Origin of the sequence: Microcoleus sp. MON2_D5 (genome assembly GCF_036701905.1) — a bacterium.
Lineage (GTDB): Bacteria > Cyanobacteriota > Cyanobacteriia > Cyanobacteriales > Microcoleaceae > Microcoleus.
In genome coordinates this window covers 1-20018 of the sequence record NZ_JAUBRM010000098.1, presented here as the reverse complement: position 1 = coordinate 20018, position 20018 = coordinate 1, and the positions used below count along the sequence as shown (strand labels likewise).

Here is a 20018-nt window from a genome sequence, read left to right as displayed (position 1 = left end):
GCTGCCTATCTTTTTTTACCACACATTGGCTCAATCCTCACCACCTCTGGGTTTCAGGCTGGTTGTTACCCCCCCAGGGTCTCAGCTTAAATCTTTTTTGCGACAGTTTTCACCAACTACTACTAAAATGGTTGACACCATAATTGCTGTCGCTCTTGACTTAATGAATCCCAAACATCTCAAAAACTGGTTTACTAATTGCTGCTACTGTACCTCATAACATCCGGAAGTGCTGTATATACCAGAGCCTTCAGGGTCTGGTATTCTGCCGGTTTGAGTTGTTTTTCTAGATGGTTCTGGTAAAATTGAGGAAACATAATTATCTAGATGGGGACACTTAACAATTTCGACCCCATCTTTTTTTACCTCACGTTGGGCCAATCCGCCACTGGTGGGGCAAATGAGCGGGGTTGTCACCCCGTCAGAAAGAATGACTGTTAAATCTCAAATATCCTCATCGTCTTGGCCTTGCACACCCTGCAGAATCCGCGATAGCTCACTCTTTTCATTAATCGTAATCCGACTCGGAGAACCGCTGATAATCCGTTCGTAACCACGGAACGAATCTTTAATTTGCGGCCCTCTTTCCGTAATCGTGTATTCCCGGATTCCTTTGTCGTGCCACGAACCGCGCATCTTAAACACATTAATTGCCCGCGACATTTCTCCTCGAATCTCTACATACTGCAGCATGATAATCGTGTCAGTAATCGTAGAAATATGGGAGTCCGTAATCGAATGAGCACCCATAAACTGGTCGCTTGTATTTGTGAAAAACCCGGTTATTTCTTCCTGCTTCGCAAAACCTGTCACTCCGATCACAAATTGCCTGAAAGCATTATTGCTGACACCCCTAGCTAAGGCCGACAGCGAGTCTATAGCAATTCGAGAAGGTTTGAACTCAGCAATTTCTGATTTAATAGTCTGCAAGTGGTCTTCCAAACCGGCAGATTCCGGGTAAGTACACAGCAGCTTTAGCAGTCCTTTCTCTTCCATTTCCTCAAAATCAATGCCCCAAGAATAAGCATTGCGGAACAACTGAGCACGCGACTCTTCATAGGCAAACAGCAGCGCCCGATTGCCGTTCATACAAGCATTCTGCAAGAACTTGCTCACCAACAGGGTTTTGCCGGTTCCCGTTGCACCCGTAGCCAAAATAATTGAGTCTTTGAAGAAACCGCCACCGCACATCTCGTCGAGAGTTTTATCCCCGGAAGAAACCCGCACGTTTGAAGACTTTTGAGTTAATCGCATCGCCCCCAACGGGAAAATATTAATTCCGTCATTAGTCATAGTAAAAGGATATTCGCCCTTCATGTGAGTTGTACCCCGCAACTTCAAAATTTCCATGGTGCGGCGGCGGCGTTCCCCTTCCAAAACGTTGCGAACAATCACCACATTATCCGACACAAACTCTTCCACTCCAAACCGCGCCACCGGGCCGTATTCTTCCACCCGTTCCGTCGTCATAACTGTAGTTGCTCCGACTTGTTTAAGGCGCGCAACTAAGCGGAAAATTTCTCGGCGCACCACCGATGCAGCATCGTACTGCTGAAATACGGCGGTTACTGAATCTATAGAAACCCGCTTGGCTTTGTACTTGCGAATGGCGTACTGGATTCGCTCGATTAAGGCAGATAAATCAAAATTCCCTACGATATCTTGACCTTCCGGGTCCGGGGAAGCGTCCAAAATAAATAGCTTGCCTTCTTCGATTAACTGTGCCAGATCCCAACCGAAACTGCAAGCATTTTTAATAATATCTGCTGGAGATTCTTCAAAAGTTACGAAAACTCCAGCTTCGTCAAAATGGGTAATTCCGTTATAGAGAAATTGTACGGCAAATAAAGTTTTTCCCGTTCCTGACGTGCCGCTGACTAGGGTGGTTCTGCCGAGCGGCATTCCGCCGTGGCTGATGTCATCGAAACCCTCAATCATCGTGCGAATTTTTTCAACTCCTGCCCTTCCCAATCCTTCTCGTTGAACCGTTTGACTAATTTCATTCATGTCGATTTTTGTCAACTCTCAGTATTCTTTAGTTGTCACTCATTAACCGCCGATCATGAGTCTTTGTACCCAGCTTTTAGTTTTGGCTCTTGCTCAATAACTAATGACTGCTGACTGCTGACTAATGACCCCCGCTCAAAAACCGATACCGTGCCACGTACTCCTGTCGTGGAAAGATAAAAATTTTAGACTTTTGTTCAACCTCCCAGATTCATCTGTTGAGTAAATCTAAAATATAAAAGCGTTCGACTGAGCGCGACTCGACGCTTCGACTGAGCGCTCGCCGAACGTTTCACGCCAAACCGAAGTCTCAAATCTAAAATCGACTGACTCTCACCTGATTATCTTATGAATTCAGGTCTTCTTCGCGAAGTTCTTCATAGAGCAAATCTAATCCTATCAGAACTTTCTCGCGATCGGACAAATCGCCAATAATTTTTCGCACCGGCGGCGGCAGGATTTTGGCCAGCGTTGGGGTTGCCAATATTTTGTCCTCTTCTGCTAGCTGAGGATTTTTGAGAACATCTATGACTTTCAGCGCGTATACGCCTTGAAATTCTTGTTCTAGGATGTCCTTTAGGGTTTTCAAAGCTCGCACGGAGTTGGGAGTATTCCCCGCCACGTACAGCTTCAGAACGTAGGTTTTCTTCAGAGGACTCATGAACTTTTTTAAATGTTGAGTATTAGTTGCCAGATGTTAGTTGTAGTTGTTATTTGTCTTAAATCCGCTGTTCTTTGTTATTTTATAATAATTTCCGCCTCGCGCTCGCGCGGCCGTTTGTCGGCTCCTTTCTTTTTTGTTAGATTCTACCTTCTACCTTTTCTTTCTTAAATTATGCCGAATCCCTTCTACATTCTACCTGGAGAGGTCTCTTTCGGAATCGATCGCCGATACATCTCGCACATATGAGCGATCGCGTCAATCAGAGTCAAGCGGTAATCGAGCAATATTTCCTCGCTGCGCCCTTCTATTTTTAGCTGTTTAGCAAACTCGTCTATCAATTCCATGTGAATTTCTACAATTTGAGTCACGGGAACGTCAGCAAAAAAAGCCAAATTCACAAATTCATCTATTTGATTGTTGACCGCAGTATCTTGAGAAAAATAATTCAAAAGGATGTCGCGATAACTCGACTTGAGTTGCTCCAAAAACTTTTGTTTCTCAGATCCCGACAGATTTTTCAAAAAAATCTGGGAATTTCTTTTATAATACACACCTAAGTATCCTAATCGCTCCCGTAATTTTTCCGCCAGCCGCCGCTGCTGTCGGCTGAGCAAACTTTGAGCAGTCAATTGGGCTGTCGCATCGACTGTTACGGATTGGTAATTGACAGGAACCGGAGTTGAAAGTTTCAGAAATTGTGCGATCGCCCGCTCGATACCTGCAGCTATTTCGCTCGATCGAGCGATTGCCAGTTGCACCTCACCAGGGTGATAAAAAAAAGGACAGCTTTCGTCTTGACTCTTGTTGGCGGTACTGGCTGCGGCCTCAAAACCATCTGAATATGGTGCTTCGGGCCTGCCATCTACCTGCGCGTGAGGCGAAAAAATCACAGCAGGCAAAAAGAGCGATCGTTCTTGCAGCTTACCCAGAAGCGATCGCAGATCCCCATCCACCTCCAAAACCAAACAATCAAGGTGATAATTGTGCTTGAGGAACCCCAAAAACTCCCCTGCCGACTTAATGTGGGTTAAAGCATAGCGATCGCCCCTCAAAAGCTCAATCGCAGAGGCTGCGATTTCCTCAGAGCGGACAAAAATACCGATAGAAAGTTGAGGAAGCAAAGCTGTAGGTGCACCACCTAAGTTGCCTGAAAGTGCTGGCTCGCTCAGAGTTGATATCTCCTTTACAAAAAACTTAACATTTTAACAATCATCTCAACATTTATTTTAACCAATCTTAACCGCAAAATAAGTGATGCGCTTCTACCAGAGGAAGAATCAAAGTTTACTCCGTGGTTTTTGTGTCAAGCACCCTGAGCGTGATTTCTGCAATTAAGCTTAAGCCTTAAAATAATTGTTAGTCGCCTCAAATCAGGTGTAGGCATCGAACTCCCAGGTTTCGGTGCAGATCCCGGGCCTGATAGGGAACTGATATAAAACAAATAAGATACAGAAATCCGCAGCTACATTGAGAATCAAAAATATTACTGCTCTCGCGAGCAGACTCTCAGGTTTGTTATGCCACTCACCAGCCCCAGTATCAAAAATTTTATCGAGCCAGTGCCGCTGTGCCTCCAAACTGCAGCGCTAGAATCGCTGCAGTCAATCTTCAGCTCCTGCAACTGCGATCGAGTCGCAGTAGTCAACGAACAGCTACAGCCGGTGGGATTAGTTTACCTCCGCAGCCTTTGGGCCCGGGCGGCCGATCGCACAAACGACGGGCAGCAACCTTTGTCAGAAAGCCCGATCGCGATCGAACCAGTCAGGGCATTACCAGCCGCTATGAGCGTCAGCGAATTCTGGCAGTACCTGCAAACAGAGGAACAGAACATCCCAGGCCGGCCAAACCGCCAAACCGCCGGCGTTTCATCAAACAACCCGATCGCCCTCACAGATGCCAGCGGTCAATTTTTAGGAATGCTAGACAGCCTGAGCCTGCTGCAATTCGCCGCACTCAACAGCAGCTCGTTCTGCAGCCTCACAGAGCAGGCCACAGCAGTCAAAGAAATCGAATTAAGGCCGATTTCCCAAGCCATCGCCAGCGCCCTAGACGCTCAAGTGCGCTTTCTAGAAGCAGGATTGAAACCTTCGGAAAACCTGAACTCCCTAGTCCAACTGTTGGAAAAACTGCCCCTGCCCCTGAGATTGCAAACCCCCACCGCACAAATAGTCAGCCAAAACGCAGCGTGGCGGATTTTGCTGGGAGCAGGCCCAGAACCAGTTCCAGAACCAGCAGCAAATTTGGGTAAACACTCGCCCCGCAAACCAAGCCATTTAACAAGCGAATACAAGAGCGTGCAGTTAGAGGACATCACCAAAGAATGCAGGAGCTTAGTAGGAGCAGGTAGATCGGACGATCGCGATTCAACCGCAGCCACCAGTTGCCCGCTGCCCCTGTACGCTGCAGCCTCCCCCTCAACATTAACCGCTCCAGCTTGGTGTCCCATCGCCGGCAAACCAGACACCTACATTTGCGAGTGCCCCGTACAAAAAGGTCAAGAACGGATCTGGCAATTTGTCAAACAACCGCTCTCTGACCAGCTAATTTTAGTAATGGGACAAGATGTCACCGAAGAACATTTAGTCGCCAAAGAACTAGCAGCGAAAAACGCAGATTTAATCCACCTCAACCGACTCAAAGACGAATTTTTATCCTGCATCAGCCACGAACTAAAAACCCCGCTCACCGCCGTCCTCGGTTTGTCCAGCCTCCTAAAAGATAAATTGATCGGAGAACTCAACGACCGCCAAACACGCTACGCCAAACTAATCCATAAAAGCGGGCGGCATTTGATGACAATTGTTAACGATATATTAGACTTGACCCGGATGGAAACCGGGCAGCTAGAACTAATTCCCGAAGCAGTCGAAATAGCATCAACCTGCCACAGAGCCTTTGAACAAGCAAAACAACTGCAACAGCAAGAAGAAAAAAACCCTCCCGCCCCCAGCAAAACGGACGGTACAGCAAACGCAGAACCCTCCGCCCAAATAGAGTTTACCCTCGAAATAGAACCGGGACTGAGCCACTTAATTGCCGACGAACTGCGGCTGCGGCAAATGCTGGTTAACCTCCTTTCCAATGCCCTAAAATTCACCGAACTCGGCGGCAAAATCGGATTGAAAGTAAATGTTTGGGAAGGCTGGATCGCATTCACTGTTTGGGACACTGGCATCGGCATCCCCGCCGACAAACAGCACCTGATCTTTCAGAAATTCCAACAGCTAGAAAGCCCCCTCACCAGGCGCTTTCAAGGAACCGGACTGGGACTGGTACTGACTCAACGCCTAGCTCGGCTCCACGGCGGGGACGTTTCGTTTATTTCCTCAGAAAACCAAGGCTCTCAATTTACCCTGCTGCTGCCACCAAATCCTCCGGGAAACAGCAGCGAAGAAATCCCGGCACAGGAAGCGGCTGAGGAAGAATTATTAAAACCCCAATATCCGACTCTGAGCGCCAATTCTCGCTCTCGTTTAGTATTAATAGTCGAAGCAGTTCCCAAATATATCGAAGATTTAACCAACCTCATCTCAGGTTTCGGCTACCAAGTAATAGTCGCCCGTTCCGGCACCGAAGCGCTGGAAAAAGCTCGCAGGTTCAGTCCCGAAGCGATTTTCCTCAACCCGCTGCTGCCACTGCTGTCGGGTTGGGACGTGCTGACGCTGCTCAAGAGTGACCCGGATACCCGATCGATTCCGGCGATCGTCACGGCCACCAGAGGGGAAAAAGAACGGGCCAGTGTCAACAGAGCCGAAGGCTTTTTGAGCTTGCCGGTGGAAGAACCCGCTTTGCGCCGGCTGCTGGCAGACTTGATCGGTCACAGTAATGCTAGTAGCCCCAAAGTAAGGAGTTCTTTAACCGTGTTGTGGCTCAGCCCGCAAAACAGTTCGTCTCAAGGTTCCGCTTTACTGCTCAACCCCAACTACTGCCGGGTTTTAGAAGCAGACGACCTCGGCCAAGCAGAACTCGTGGCCAGAATTTGGCGGCCCGACGCGATCGTCTTGGACGGTACAAGTCAACTGCAAAACCCCTTAGCTTTTATCGAACAGTTAAGCCGGTCTCGAAATTTGGGTTCTCTCCCCTTGGTGACTTTAGACCCTCCAACTACGCAACTGGCAAATCAAGTCAAAGGATTGTCGGTATTTCCCTGTTTAGCCACTAGCACTCCTGACGACAGTGAAACTTCACCTACCGGGTTGGTACCAAGTGCTTTGTGGCAAGTGATTCAAGTTGCTGCGGGCATGAGTTGGAAGCCCAGCATTTTATTTGCAGACATTTCGACTTTACCCGATTTGCACTCCTCTTCTGGGGGGAACCCGACGGAAGAATTGGAACATTGCGATCGATCGACAAATGCCGAGATTCCCCTCCCCCATTCCCAGTTTTCTACTCCTAACTTTCAAGCTTTGATTCAGTACATCCACACCGCAGGATTTCGAGGGTCGATCGCTTCCTGCTGGACAGAAGTTTTGCAGCAGTTGCAATATCAAAGCGTTGACTTAGTTTTGCTGTGTTTGCGAGATGCCCCCTCAGAATCCCCCGCTATGTTGCAGGCGCTATCGAACCTGCGCCAAATGACAGTAAAAGTGCCAATTTTAGTCTGGGATTATCGATCTACTGTAAATTCGGAATCCGAGGCGATCGACTTTCTACTGCAAGAAGTATCTGCCAAAATTTTGCCTTCTTCCTTATCGGCAGCACAATTATTAGACAAAATTCAACAGACTTTATTAACTCACTCCAATTCCTGAAAATGAAGAAATTACGAGGTTTTTAGTGAGGAATTCACTCCTCTCTAAACCTGTAAAGACCAACTATTATTTCTGAGTCCGAACCGAGTTTGGGAATTCTTTAACGGAAAACCGCGAAGCGTTATTTATTAACTCATTCAAGTTTCTAATAACTCATAATTTTGCCTATTTGTAGTGAGATTCTCAATCGTCTATAAAACAGTGAAGAAAAACCGCTACCCTGAGTGTAAACATAATTTGAGAAATATTTAAATGAAAACCCCAAAGTGTTGCGAGTGAAGAAGCAATATCAAAACTCAAAAATATGAGTTATTATAGGCGATCGAGAAACCCTTATATTTTTTTCTGGGGCTGTACAGTGCCTAATCGCATTCCTTTAATATCTCTGCTACTCGCACTCGGTTTGTGGACAATGCCCGAGCCTGCTGTCGCACAGGCACTCCTGCCTTACACCCTGCAAATCGACTCGGCCCAACTCGAACAAACAGCCTTGAGCCTTGCAGAAGAAGCCGTCCAGCTAGCCAGACTCCAGCAGTACCAACTAGCCGTACCCAGAGCCGAACTCGCCACACAGTTAGCCCCCAAGAATGCTCAAACTTGGACTTTGTTAGGCAGCTTGTACCTTCAAGTCGAGCAGTTTGACAAAGGTATTGAAGCTTTGGGGCAAGCTCAATCTCTGTCGCCAGAAAATCCATCAATTAAATTTGTCTTGGGAGAAGCTCACTTTCGCAAAGCGAACTACGAGAAAGCAGCCGAATATTTGCAAGCAGGGTTAAAATTAAAACCCGACACTCCAGGTGCATTATTTGATTTAGGCAATGCTTTTTATAAGTTGAAGCGGTTCGATCAGGCGATCGCCCAATACGAAAAAGCCTTTGCTTTAGAAAAAAACCTGTGGCCTGCTATTAACAATATCGGATTAGTGAAATACGAAATGGGAGATGTTGATAGCGCCATCAAACGCTGGGAACAGGCGATCGCCATCGACGACAAAGCAGCAGAAGCAATGCTAGCTCTAGCAGTAGCACTCTACGGCAAAGGCGACCAAGCAAAAGGCTTAGCGATGGGAGAAGCAGCTCTGAAACTCGACAAACGCTATGCTACCGTAGAATATCTCAAAGAAAACCTCTGGGGCGATCGTTTAATCGCAGATACCCAAAAGTTGCTAGCCACTCCTGAAATGAAAGCAGCACTGGCTAAAATTCAAGACGCCCCACCCCCTACCCAAATGTCGCCTTAATTGTAGTTAAGTTGGTAGTGAGGACTGAAGTCCTCAAAGCCTTTTTTAACGGATAACCAACTATCTTATTCAGGACTAAGACCAAAAAATAGTTGAATGCGCTATGGGTAGGGGTAAGGTGCGCGCACAGCGCACCCTACAGATAGAGTTGGTGCGTAAGTTCTATTATTGCCACGAAGCAGTCGCTGTCTTCAATTCTCCCATCTAAAATCTAAAATCTAAAATCTAAAATCGCATGACCCCCCTAAGCTGGACAGAATTAGAAGCCTTCACAGACTTTGAAATCGATCGCGTCAACGGGCCAACGAACGCCCAAGCCCGGTTGCGCCTGTTTGGTAAAACCGAATCCGATGTGCGAGTCATCCTCTACCGCGATAACCATGCTTGGTGTCCGTACTGCCAAAAAATCTGGTTGTGGTTAGAAGAAAAACAAATCCCCTACCGCATTGAGAAAGTTACTATGTTCTGCTATGGGGAAAAAGAAAGCTGGTACAAGCGCAAAGTGCCATCGGGAATGCTACCGGCGATCGAACTAGACGGCCGCATCATCACCGAAAGCGATGATATCTTAATCGCGCTGGAACGAGTCTATGGCCCCTTGGGTTTGGGCATGGAAAACCCCGCAGTAATACCCCTGCGGCGGTTAGAGCGACTGCTGTTTAGGGCCTGGTGCTCTTGGCTGTGCTACCCAGCAAGTTCAGCCAAAGTAGAACAACACAACCGCAACCAATTTATCAGCGTCGTCACCCAGGTAGAAAAGGCTCTCGGCAGCACCCCCGGGCCTTATTTCCTCGATGAATTTGGCACTGCGGATGTGATCTTTACGCCCTACGTCGAACGCATGAATGCCAGTCTTTACTACTACAAAGGCTACTCGATGCGGGAAGAAAACCCGCGCTTTGCTGACTGGTTTGCGGCGATGGAAACCCGCCCTACCTATCGCGGCACTCAGAGCGATTTTCACACCCACGTCCACGATTTACCACCTCAAATGGGCGGGTGTTATGAAAACGGCGAACCTCAGATGCTTGTCAATAAAGCCCGCGTGGATAATGGGCCTTGGGCTGGACTGCCGGATGTGATGTATCCAGAACCGGAAACCTCCCGCGCTGAAGCACTTCACCGCGTCATTAAGCACCAGCGCAACATCGTTCGAGTCAATCCTGCTGATGACAAGTTATTCGATGAGGCTTTGCGTTGTGCTTTAACTTTGATGATGACTGGCGAAGTTTGTACGCCGCCGGCTGGTTCTGATGCGGCTTTGCGGTATTTGCGCGATCGGGTGAATGTGCCGCGCGATATGTCGATCTACGCGGCCAAGCGATTGAGGGAAGCGTTGGAGGAAACGGCGGCTTTGGTGGGTGATGGCCAAGGTTCTCCGATTCTGCTGAAGCATCGGCGAGATCAAGATCCGGCTAATTTTGTGTAGGATTCTAAGCCGATCGGAATCAGACGGAATCGGCGTTGCTGCTGCTCTACTTCATCAGCTTGCTATCTGCTCGATCGATGAAACTAAAGGTTGATGTGATTTTTAATCCGGTTTTCTTTGAAGAGGAGGATACTGGGCTGGTGGAGTTGGCGATCGCTCCTGAAGATGAGAATAAATACCCATTCGTCTGTTTCAGTAGCGCTCCTGCGGATTTGATGGACAGACCGGGGAGGGTTATTACAGAATGGGAAAATATGGACTTTGATGAGCCAATTCAGGCTGACTCTACTTATATAAATAAAATCTAGGCGTAACGGATGTAGAGCAGAAGGTCTGGGTGTTTGGCTGGATGTGGCGGCGGTAGCCGCCGTTTATTGAACTGTCTTAGCTTTTACCGTTACTCTCGCAAGATAATTCAAGAGTGACGATATCATGGCACTAAGCTTGTAAAATTTTTTCCTCGCCCCATAAATAAAATCAATGATGCAGTGGAATAAACTCCTGACAAGGCAAAGACTAGGCAAGCCTCGGCCAGAAAAACCTGAAGATGCTCGCACCTCTTTTCAAAGAGATTACGACCGATTAGTATTCTCCTCTCCCTTTCGCCGCCTCAAAGACAAAACCCAGGTTTTCTCTTTAGCTAAGAATGATTACATCCGCACTCGCCTAATCCATAGTTTAGAAGTCTCCTGTGTTGGTCGTTCCCTCGGCACCATAGTAGGATATGAAATTAAAGAAAGGCATAAACTCGACGAATTTACTGCTTCCGATTTTGGAGATATCGTTGCTGCCGCCTGCCTTGCCCATGACATCGGCAACCCACCTTTTGGTCATGCCGGAGAAGATGCTATCCGCAGCGGTTTTAAGTCCTGGTACGAAACAGTAAAAGAACAATTAATAGACCATGAAAAAGTGGATCTTGACTTCTTTGAAGGAAACGCCCAAGGGTTTCGCATCCTTACCCGATTAGAAATGCAAGCTAGAACTGGGGGAATGCAGCTAACCTGTCCCACTTTAGCCACTTTTACCAAGTACCCCAGAGAATCGTTAATTTCAGAAGATATTCTTAACCATTATAAAGGAAAAAGTGCAAAAAAATATGGATTTTTTCAGGCTGAGAAGAATTTATTTGCCACTGTTGCAGATACGGTTGGATTAATTCGCCGTAGTCCAGACGTAGCGTGGTGGTCACGTCATCCCCTTGCCTTTCTAGTTGAAGCTGCGGATGATATCAGTTATCACATTGTCGATTTAGAAGATGGCTATCGTATGGGATACATCTCTTTTAAGAAAGCCAAAAAATTACTTAATGAGATTGCTAAACGCCCAAACATAGAAAAAAACGCAAATACTAAAGAAGAGCAAATTAAGTTTTTGCGTGCTGTTGCTATTAACAACCTCGTGCAGGAAGTTGCTACAATATTTCTTGCTCACGAACAAGAATTACTGGCAGGAACGTTTGACAGTGACCTCATCTCACTGACCTCTTACGCTGAAACTCTTAATTGTATCCAGAGTAAAACTAGAAAGAAAGTTTTTAATCATCCTGAAGTTGTTGGCATTCAAGTGGCGGGATATGAAGTCATCGCACACTTATTCGCCGAATTTGTCAACGCCAATCTCTATAGTACCGAGAAGGGTAAGCTCCTCAAGCTAATGCTACCCAAAGAATATTGCCTTGCTGACAATGAAAGCTCCTATGGCAAAATCCTGAAGATTACAGATTATATATCTGGTATGACTGATTCCTACGCCACCACTTTATTTCAGGAACTCAAAGGCATCTCATTGAGATGATTCATCCAGGCTGATGAAAGCTGCTACCAGTGGAGACTCACCCTGATGAATTAATAAAATTCCTGTGTTTCATATTGTTCATAATCAGTCGGCTGTTCTGCTGTACAATTAGAGTCCATACCTATCTCTGTTTCCGTCTTTGGCAAAGAGAGAATAGGCTCTAAGTCTTGTAGATAATCTAGAACAGTAAGAATAGGAGAGCCTAGAGGTTTAGGTATGTGCTTATGTGCATATTTTTCTAAATCTTTGCTTGAATCACCCAAAACTCTTAAAGCATATAAGGCTATAAAACTCAATTCAAATGCTGACTGATATAAGAGATGAAATAATTTTTTTCTTAATTCTTCTTTTCTGCTATCATCTAGCTGATGAATGACTCGAATCTCTGGAGTTTTGAGGTCGGGTTTCAAATGAATTAGGTTATGAATAAGGCGATACTTAGTATAAGACAAGGCTTCACGACTGTTCAAAACATTGAATAAAACCTCAAGGGCTACAGTTTTTGTATCAGACGGTACATCCTTATAGATACAATCTACTATTAACCAAGAAGCGTGTTTACTGTTGCCTTGCCAGTGAGTTAAGATGGTTTCTAATTTTTTTAAATGTTCAGATAGTCTTTTTTTTGTCTTCAGCTTCTGAAAAAATTTACAAAAGTTTTTTGCATCTTTGTCTGCTTTTATTTCTTCGTCAGGATTGAAGTCTTTATCAAACTCATCAGATTCTATATCTATGCTTTGCTGAACTTCAGTTGTCTTAACTACCACGTCAATATATCCACCAGCTTCATTTTCCTGATCGAGATCGTATAATGAAGGTGAAATATCGTACACCTTAGTGCGTAATCTTTCAATCTGCTCTTTATTTTCAGCAATTTCTGTTTTACTAGAATTGAGATTCAATCCTTTAGTGAGCAGGTGATCTTGAAGAATCAATAAGTGAAGTTGCGCTATTTCTCGATTCTCTGCAAAGATTCTCATATCGTCATTATATCTGCCAAACTCAATGCCTGCACATTGCATCGCATCATCAACATTTTTTAGATACAAGTTTGCTAGAAATCCCTCTAAGTTATTGCCAATTGTTAACCCCTGATAAAGCTTTTTTGGAGCTTGTACTGTTTTTGTTTTGTGGCAATAAGATATAACATCTATACAAAGTAATTTATTGAAAAGACGAAAAAATTCAGTTTCAAGCTGAATAGAAAGTTGTTCTGCTAAACTTTTGATTAAGTATTTATGAGAAATAGAATCATAAAAGGCTGAAATATCTGTCCGTATTAAAATTTTATATTTAGCCGCACATTTTTTTTGCCATCTCCGAAAATTGACTAAAGATACTTTATAGTAATCATCTAGTAGATATTTTTTAGCCCGTTCACCCTCAGCTCTTCGATTGGCAAAACATTGGGCTGAAAGGCTTTTATCTAAATGTTTTGCTAAAACAATAACAAAAGCATATCTGAGAACTAAATCTTTAAAGGGAATATAAATCATCCTGCGATAGCAGAGAGCCGTTTTGGGCAAGTAATAGGCATAAGCCGGTCTAGGAGTAAATTGGTCAGCTTTTTTCAGTTCTTGAAGTAGTTCTTCTATAATCTTATCCTGAAATTTTTGAACATATTCAATCTCAAAATGATCGAAATATGAGTCATTGTGAAGGCGGTCACTGAGAGCATACTGAAAAGCAAGTTCTATAGTCTCTTGAGCCCTAACCTGGTTCAGTAATTTGATATGATCCATAAATTGTACTGCTCATTCAAGTTATAATTTTTTTTTTACACTTGCCCTTGGAGAATAGGCAAAATCGTACCGTGATATAGATAGGGAGCAAAGCTATCATTGAACTGATATGCTATTCCCCGATTTATTACTCTTTTCGCCCAATCTCTCAAGTCCTGACTAATCTTATAATTTTCAGATAAATGTTGAAGCGATAGAACTCGGCTTTCCATAATTTTCAAAAGTTCATCTGTGTAAGATGGACTTTTATCTCGGTTGTACACACATAATTTTTCGCCACTTTTAGATATTATTTCTTTTACCTTGACTTCCAAGTGATGTCCCTGAATAATGTAAGGTTCAACACGAACTAAGTTAACGTATTTTAAGGAGAATTTACCAGATTCTACAGTACAACTGATTTCTGGAGCCGAGGCATTGGGGGTAAAATCTTTTTGTAACCCCTGCCTGTTTTTAACATAGGAGCGTTTTCTCAAATCTGCCTCGTCCACAGGGTGCTGAAATAAACGGTCTACGTCTGAGATCGAGTTAAGAGCTTCCATTTCCCTGTCAAAACCCTTTCCTCCTGCCGAGCGGAGACAGATAGCTACATCTGTTGCTTCGTAAAATACCTCTGGTTTGATTTGGAACAGAATTGGACCATAAATATTTGGTACAGCATCATAGCCTCCAGCAAAAGTAAAGCCAAAGTCTGAGAGATTGGCGAAAACTTTGTCCCAGTCATCATTGGCGCGATCATTGTGGTCAGTTTTAAATGGCGTATAGGGCTGGCTATTGCTTTCTAAGTGCGATCGTGAGGGGATGCCCCCCACGTTGAGATAAGATTGAAAGTCCAACAATTGGCAGGCATGATAGAGGTATGCACCCCTCTTCTTCAAAAGCTCGACTAATTTCTGGATCTCCTCACCTTGGAACATAATACTTTCCTCCCAAAATCTACAAATTTTATTCAAAAAGCTTTAATTGAACGTACTATAAGCTATTTTTAGGCTTCTGCAAAGGATTAGGCTCTGTCTTCGGTGTTTCTTCGGAAAAAATAAGTTGTTCCTTTTCCGACACAAAGCAAGTCGGGTCGAACAGGCTCAATTGAACTGGTGTTGCAGGTTCTATATGTTCCCGTAAATGCTCTGCCTCAGCTTTGAGTAGTTCAGAAACAACTGCTAGTGCTTTATCCCATATAAAACTAGCTTTATCCAAATCTAACCCGACTTGATGGAGTCGCCAATGAACTTCTTTTGACCACCAAAATGAATCAGTAGCTTCATTAGTGAGCGCACTTTCAAAGTAAAAGCTGACCCAAAAAAGTTGGTTACTTGGAACTCCAATCCTTTTTGCTGCGTGACGAAGAGCCTGTTTACCCTGCGGTGTATGTTTATCTAGCGCTACCCAAAAGGGAAATTCCTTGGATTGTTGTTTGGCACTAGCGACGGTAGGTACGTCTTCTGTAAGAGCGAGATAAGCAGCGGCTTGCATAAAGGCTCTGTCCCAGGGCCACCCCCCTCGACGGTGAGCTTTTTGCGCCACTTCAACAAGGCTACGCTGGCGTTCCTGGGAACAGTTTGCAGTTACCCAGTCCCAGAAATCGTTGGGCCTTTTGATAGCTTCGGACACTATCTTGATGTCACGATCTTCCGGAGAACCACAGAGTACCGAATCATCCCCTGTGGAAAGAGTGTATGCTAGTGTACCAAGGCCAGTTGCATCTTTCACTTTCACCGATTGTGCAGCACGAATTAAAGAATTGACTGTGTTTGTAAACTCAGTGCTTAAATTCAAATTTGCCCCAAGAGGCCAGCATTCTTCAAAGGTAATCACTGCTGTCCGTCTTGCCAACCAATTACCGTCCCCAATCTCGCATAGATGAGAGGCTACTTTTCTGATGAGAGAAAGATCACCACGACGTACTGCTTTCTGGATTAGAGAGCGGCACGCTGAATGGGTCTTGGTTAAGGGTGGTCTCACGATTTTTTCTAGATCAAAGTTCCTAAGAATACTAGACAGTAGAAAATTATGCTTCCAAGTGAAAATATTCCAGCATCGTAGATACGGACTGCTGCGTAATATAAACCGATCGCGCCGTCCCACTCTCCAAATCAAAAATTGATACTTTCGCTCTGCACCTTCAGCACTGCCATCTCATCACAAGATAGGTTGTTTGTCAACTCTTCTGGTAAAGGGGGAGCAAAAGAGGGTTTCAGCGATCGCACTACTCGATGATTCATGGAAAAAGTTAGCCTTCAAATTTGATATTACTCCCAGTAATTTTCCCAATCATCCTTAAAAGCTTGCTGCAATCTCTGCATATACGCATCAGTCTTAATCTTCACCATCCAGAGATTATTAGCATTGCGGCCTCCCTTGCACACAACACCTTCATCTACACCGTATTTCCCCTGGCGAATATCATCCATAAACTTGCCCGTCAGTTTGCCACGATATATCACTCGCGCAATATTTAATTTACCAAAATCCTGAATAAACCGATCGGGAACAACCATCCCGCCCTCGGTTTCCACATCAAAAAGCACCAGTTGTTTGCGATCGTCCTTTTTGTGCCTTCCCGCAAACGAGTTAGCACCAAAAAACTCTGTAAACACAGTAATTTCAGGGCAGTGATACTGTTCGTTCTCTCGAAATATAGACTCTAAGGGACTAGCAAAGTCTCTTTTAAATATTTCCGGTGCTTCTTCTAAACCTGGATGTGCAGCATTAAATTCGGCAATTCCCATCTCATCCAAATCAAATCTACTGCGGCGCGTACCAAAAGCATACCAACCAAGTTCAATTTCCCAAACCCAATGCAAATTAGTGCCATCGTACTTCTCAAAAGCTACACATTGTTCGTTAGGGCAATTTTTACTATCTGGAATTTTGGGATAGGCAAGAAGCATGATATCGATTCCGGTTGCACCGTCCGTGCTTGTTGACTGTTGACTGTTGACTGTTGATTGTTGACTGTTGACTGTTGACTGTTGACTGTTGATTGTTGACTGTTGACTGTTGACTGTTGACTGTTGATTGTGAGTCAAAAAAATGAAAATTGCGCGAATTATTTGTTGGCAGCTTGATTCGACTTTACGCCCGACGATGAAGCGCGGATTTGATATCATTCCGGCGCAGCGGGAATTGATATGAGTCGTGCGTTAGCGAAGCCCTCGAAGAGGATCGCTCCGCAACAAAAGAGACTATTCTCAGTTTACCCCGTAACCGCTAAGGGGTTGCCATAACACGATCGCGGTTTTTCCCGTACCGAACTCCTGGAGTATTGCTATATATTTGAAGAGGTAAAAAGTTAAGCTTAAAAACTTAACTTTTTACTGACTGATATTCAAGTAGCCTCGACGAACACACCGCTGCGAGCAAACTCCTCTTCTTCAGGAGTGAAGACAGGAGCTTCATCCACAAGCTCAGGGTCAAAGTAGTATGTCTCTTGTAGGAATTGTCCGGTGACGATCGCCTCGTCCAACTCCTTGATATAATCTTGGGCAACTAAGCATACCTCCTTGATGCCTTCCTCATCCCTCTTATCCAACAGCTTTTGCAATATTGCTCTCACCCCTGTCAGTCGTGCTGCGGGCTTGAGTATAGTGTAGAGGCGGCACATCCGATCGGTGGCAATGCTGATTTGTTTGAGGGCTTTGGCTCGTGCTAGCTCAGACTCAATGCTGGGCCAATAACGGGTGGTGTAGAATGCTTCCTCATCCTTTTGATACCACTCCTCCGATCGCGCAATTGATGAGGAGACAGTATTGTGCAACTTCCAGAAGAATAAGCGCAGGGAATCGCCATCTACTACGGTGGACAGCTTGGCCTCCATTGATACCTCAAAGCTATTGAGACGCGGGTCGCGCCCCAGCACCAGGTACTCCAGAGGGTACATTTCCACCTCCTTATTCTGCACGACGTAGGCGTTGAGGTGGTGGCGGCAGTAGGGGCAGGGATACATAGTGGCAAACAGGTTGAAGAATTCCTTGAAAATTGCCACCAGAGTTTTTTGCTGTTCGGGGGTCTTGGTAGAGACGATTTCAGCCGTAGTGTGGAAGAAACGCCACACCGCAGGCCCAATATAGTAAGGGAAGCTGAGCCGCATTTGTGAATTCTTTACTTCAGTGCGATCGATATAAACATCGATAAACGCCACATATTGCGAGAGTTCGCCAGACTCGCGCCCACACTCTAAGCTTTCGCGCCGTTTCTGTATCCCATTGAGGTAGTGGTGCGTCAAGCGCCATGCCTGTTGAAGCATCAGTTGCTGTTTTGGAGCGCATTTGGCAAAGTTTTCTGCAACATCCGCCCCATAGCGCCCAAATTCCCCTGACGTTTTAGTCGCTTCGTACCACTCGTTTAAAGCTGCTTCATCAGGCACCGTGTTGAAGGGGATGTCTGCTGCGGTAATGACGCTGAAGGCAGCCAGCAACTTCGGCATAAAGTCTTCATACCAATAGGCTACTGGCATCATCGCACCATCTATTTCCTCTAATGCCTCCGAGACGATGACGCGGTTCCACTTCTTCAGGTACTCCTTCGGATCTCCCTCGGATTTGGGTGGTGGCGGCGCCATGTTCTCACTGAGCTCCAGGTTTCGCAGTCGGTTGAGTTCGTTGATTGCCAGCACACCCTCCGCGATGTCACGCAAGTTGAGACTATCCTTTTTGATGGTCATTGCCAACTCGACTGCCGCCCCAAACTTCTCCTTGGCGGTGGCAGACTTACCCCGCGCCTCCAACATGGCTTTTTCTTCGGCCAACATTTCAGGAGTTTTTTCTATGGTTTTCCAATTCTTGATGCGATGCTCTAGTCGGCCATATTCATCTTCGAGCGATTTAACTACTGCATCCAGTAGAGGGTTGCACGCCGATTCTACTACACCCAATCCTTTATAAAGCGCGATCGCACTCCTGACAAATCGCACAAAATCAACGATTCTGTATGGCAAGTTTCTCACGCACAGGTGAGTCTCGTGGTTGGCGGAAAAACTCTCGCGGAAGCTGCGGTAGGCTGCTCCCTGGATCAGACGAAACAAACCAATCTGCATCTCCAAGCGGGACGTACCGCGCTTCTTATCAGCTTGTGGGTGTTGGGCGAGTAGTTCTTTTAGCCGCGCTATTTCTCGATTGCAATCGGTGGGTGCTTCTTGTAGCTCTTGTAGATGAGGTTCAATAGTGGCAGAAGCTGGCTCGTTGACAGCAGTGGCTATACTTTCGATCGCAGCCACTGTACTATCTGAAATCTCGGTTGTCTGTGCACTGACAACGGGAATCGGCGAGTCTTGATCTCCTGTTGTGATATCTGACTCATCGGGTACGAGTGTGCAGAATTCCTCAAAGTCAATTAAGGCATTGCCGTCATGATCTGCCTCTTTGATAATCTCATCGAGCTCTGGCTCTGTCAGCCCAAACGGGCTCATCATATCCTGCATCTCGTTTTTAGTGATTTGACCGCTGCCATCCTCATCAAATACACTAAATGACCTTTTGAGACGACTCTGGCGATCGCCTTGTTCGGACACCATCAGCATTTTGAATTCCTCAAAATCGATAGTACCCGACAAGTCTACGTCCACTTCTTTGATCATCTCGCGCAGCTCGGTTTCATTAGGACTCTGGCCTAGCGATCGCATCACTTGACCGAGTTCTTCTGATGAAATAGCACCGCTGGCGTCCGCGTCAAATACTTGGAACGCTTCCCATAACTTTGCCTCCTCTTCTTCAGTCATGGCTTTTTTTTCAATCTCCACAGATGTCATAATAAATTTTCCCTGATTTTTTTATTTTATGTCTATTAATTATGCCTAATATAAGTAGGTAAGCGCAAAAAAACAATAATATTTTGTAAGGTCTTGCCGGGGCTGGTTTAGCCTAGTATCTATACTAAGAGAGATGCTATTAGTGCAAAAGCTGGTCTACCCTGTAATGTTTATTTGTACCCATTTACTTACTTTAATTCCTGATGACTTACGCAACTGTTACAAACGATACTATAACTCTGCATAGTTGCCAGATCGCAATGCTTGGGCGTTTTAGTTGGTGAATTAAATAGTTAGAAAGCCATCCGTATTTAAGTCAATCAAGAGTTTTTATTGTTGACATGGGACAGTTGACTATGAGTGGATAAACTGAAAAGTGCGCTGCTATATCGAAAATACATATGGTTGCCACTTGACTCGACTTTGTAATTCCGATGAAGCGCGACTTTGAGGTGAAGTGGTTATAGTCCGATCGAATTGACTGAAGGGCGAGATCCTTCTGCATCAGGATTTGAGTTAAAAATAGACGCAATATTCGGTCATAGTTGAGTGAAGTTAAATCATCTATAGCAATTCCATTTGAGATGTAAATATGAATTTCTATGGTAAAATAGGAAAGTTTGATAATAAATGAAAGGGGAG

14 protein-coding genes and 1 pseudogene are annotated in these 20018 nt (G+C 45.2%); 6 read left to right on the top strand and 9 right to left on the bottom strand.

What is annotated here, in order from left to right:
* Positions 1-220 (top strand): annotated as a pseudogene (locus tag QUA47_RS25930) (hypothetical protein); the annotation flags it as partial.
* A gap of 224 nt (positions 221-444) precedes the next feature.
* Here the strand turns inward: QUA47_RS25930 and kaiC are convergent.
* The 3 genes from kaiC to QUA47_RS25915 form a co-directional block, all read right to left on the bottom strand.
* A complete protein-coding gene (gene kaiC / locus QUA47_RS25925; protein WP_333432876.1) occupies positions 445-2007 on the bottom strand; it encodes a circadian clock protein KaiC in 1563 nt (520 codons plus the stop codon).
* A gap of 346 nt (positions 2008-2353) precedes the next feature.
* Complete coding sequence (kaiB, locus tag QUA47_RS25920; protein ID WP_006632119.1) at positions 2354-2668, bottom strand: circadian clock protein KaiB; 315 nt, start codon at positions 2666-2668, stop codon at positions 2354-2356.
* A gap of 188 nt (positions 2669-2856) precedes the next feature.
* The gene (locus QUA47_RS25915; protein WP_333432875.1) at positions 2857-3792 is read right to left on the bottom strand and encodes a circadian clock protein KaiA; all 936 of its coding nucleotides are present in this window, start codon (positions 3790-3792) and stop codon (positions 2857-2859) included.
* A 396-nt stretch (positions 3793-4188) separates the two neighbouring features.
* Here QUA47_RS25915 and QUA47_RS25910 point away from each other — a divergent pair, with 396 nt between their 5' ends.
* The 5 genes from QUA47_RS25910 (at position 4189) to QUA47_RS25890 (ending at position 11888) form a co-directional block, all read left to right on the top strand.
* On the top strand, positions 4189-7422 hold the full coding sequence (locus QUA47_RS25910) for an ATP-binding protein (RefSeq protein WP_333432874.1): 3234 nt from the start codon (positions 4189-4191) through the stop codon (positions 7420-7422).
* A 358-nt stretch (positions 7423-7780) separates the two neighbouring features.
* Entirely contained in the window at positions 7781-8662 is an 882-nt protein-coding gene (locus QUA47_RS25905; protein WP_445302547.1) for a tetratricopeptide repeat protein, read from the top strand.
* 235 nt (positions 8663-8897) lie between these two features.
* Positions 8898-10091: a glutathione S-transferase family protein gene (locus QUA47_RS25900; RefSeq protein WP_333432872.1), complete on the top strand. Its 1194-nt coding sequence runs from the start codon at positions 8898-8900 to the stop codon at positions 10089-10091.
* 35 nt (positions 10092-10126) lie between these two features.
* Positions 10127-10399 carry a hypothetical protein gene (locus tag QUA47_RS25895; RefSeq protein WP_333432871.1) on the top strand — a complete coding sequence of 91 codons (273 nt, stop codon included), beginning with the start codon at positions 10127-10129 and terminating at the stop codon, positions 10397-10399.
* 172 nt (positions 10400-10571) lie between these two features.
* The gene (locus tag QUA47_RS25890; RefSeq protein ID WP_333432870.1) at positions 10572-11888 is read left to right on the top strand and encodes a deoxyguanosinetriphosphate triphosphohydrolase; all 1317 of its coding nucleotides are present in this window, start codon (positions 10572-10574) and stop codon (positions 11886-11888) included.
* 50 nt (positions 11889-11938) lie between these two features.
* Here QUA47_RS25890 and QUA47_RS25885 read toward each other — a convergent pair whose 3' ends face one another.
* The 6 genes from QUA47_RS25885 to QUA47_RS25860 all read right to left on the bottom strand — a co-directional run.
* Positions 11939-13630, bottom strand: a complete 1692-nt coding sequence (locus QUA47_RS25885) for an RNA-directed DNA polymerase (RefSeq protein ID WP_333432869.1) — start codon at positions 13628-13630, stop codon at positions 11939-11941.
* Positions 13631-13665: 35 nt separating this feature from the next.
* Positions 13666-14583, bottom strand: a complete 918-nt coding sequence (locus QUA47_RS25880) for a hypothetical protein (protein WP_333432868.1) — start codon at positions 14581-14583, stop codon at positions 13666-13668.
* Between the two features lie 19 nt (positions 14584-14602).
* Entirely contained in the window at positions 14603-15445 is an 843-nt protein-coding gene (locus tag QUA47_RS25875; RefSeq protein ID WP_333432867.1) for a hypothetical protein, read from the bottom strand.
* 434 nt (positions 15446-15879) lie between these two features.
* Positions 15880-16740 carry an RNA ligase family protein gene (locus QUA47_RS25870; protein ID WP_333432866.1) on the bottom strand — a complete coding sequence of 287 codons (861 nt, stop codon included), beginning with the start codon at positions 16738-16740 and terminating at the stop codon, positions 15880-15882.
* A 218-nt stretch (positions 16741-16958) separates the two neighbouring features.
* Positions 16959-19376 carry an EF-hand domain-containing protein gene (locus QUA47_RS25865; protein WP_333432865.1) on the bottom strand — a complete coding sequence of 806 codons (2418 nt, stop codon included), beginning with the start codon at positions 19374-19376 and terminating at the stop codon, positions 16959-16961.
* A gap of 316 nt (positions 19377-19692) precedes the next feature.
* Positions 19693-20018: hypothetical protein (locus tag QUA47_RS25860; protein ID WP_333432864.1), on the bottom strand; the 326-nt coding region annotated here is incomplete at its 5' end.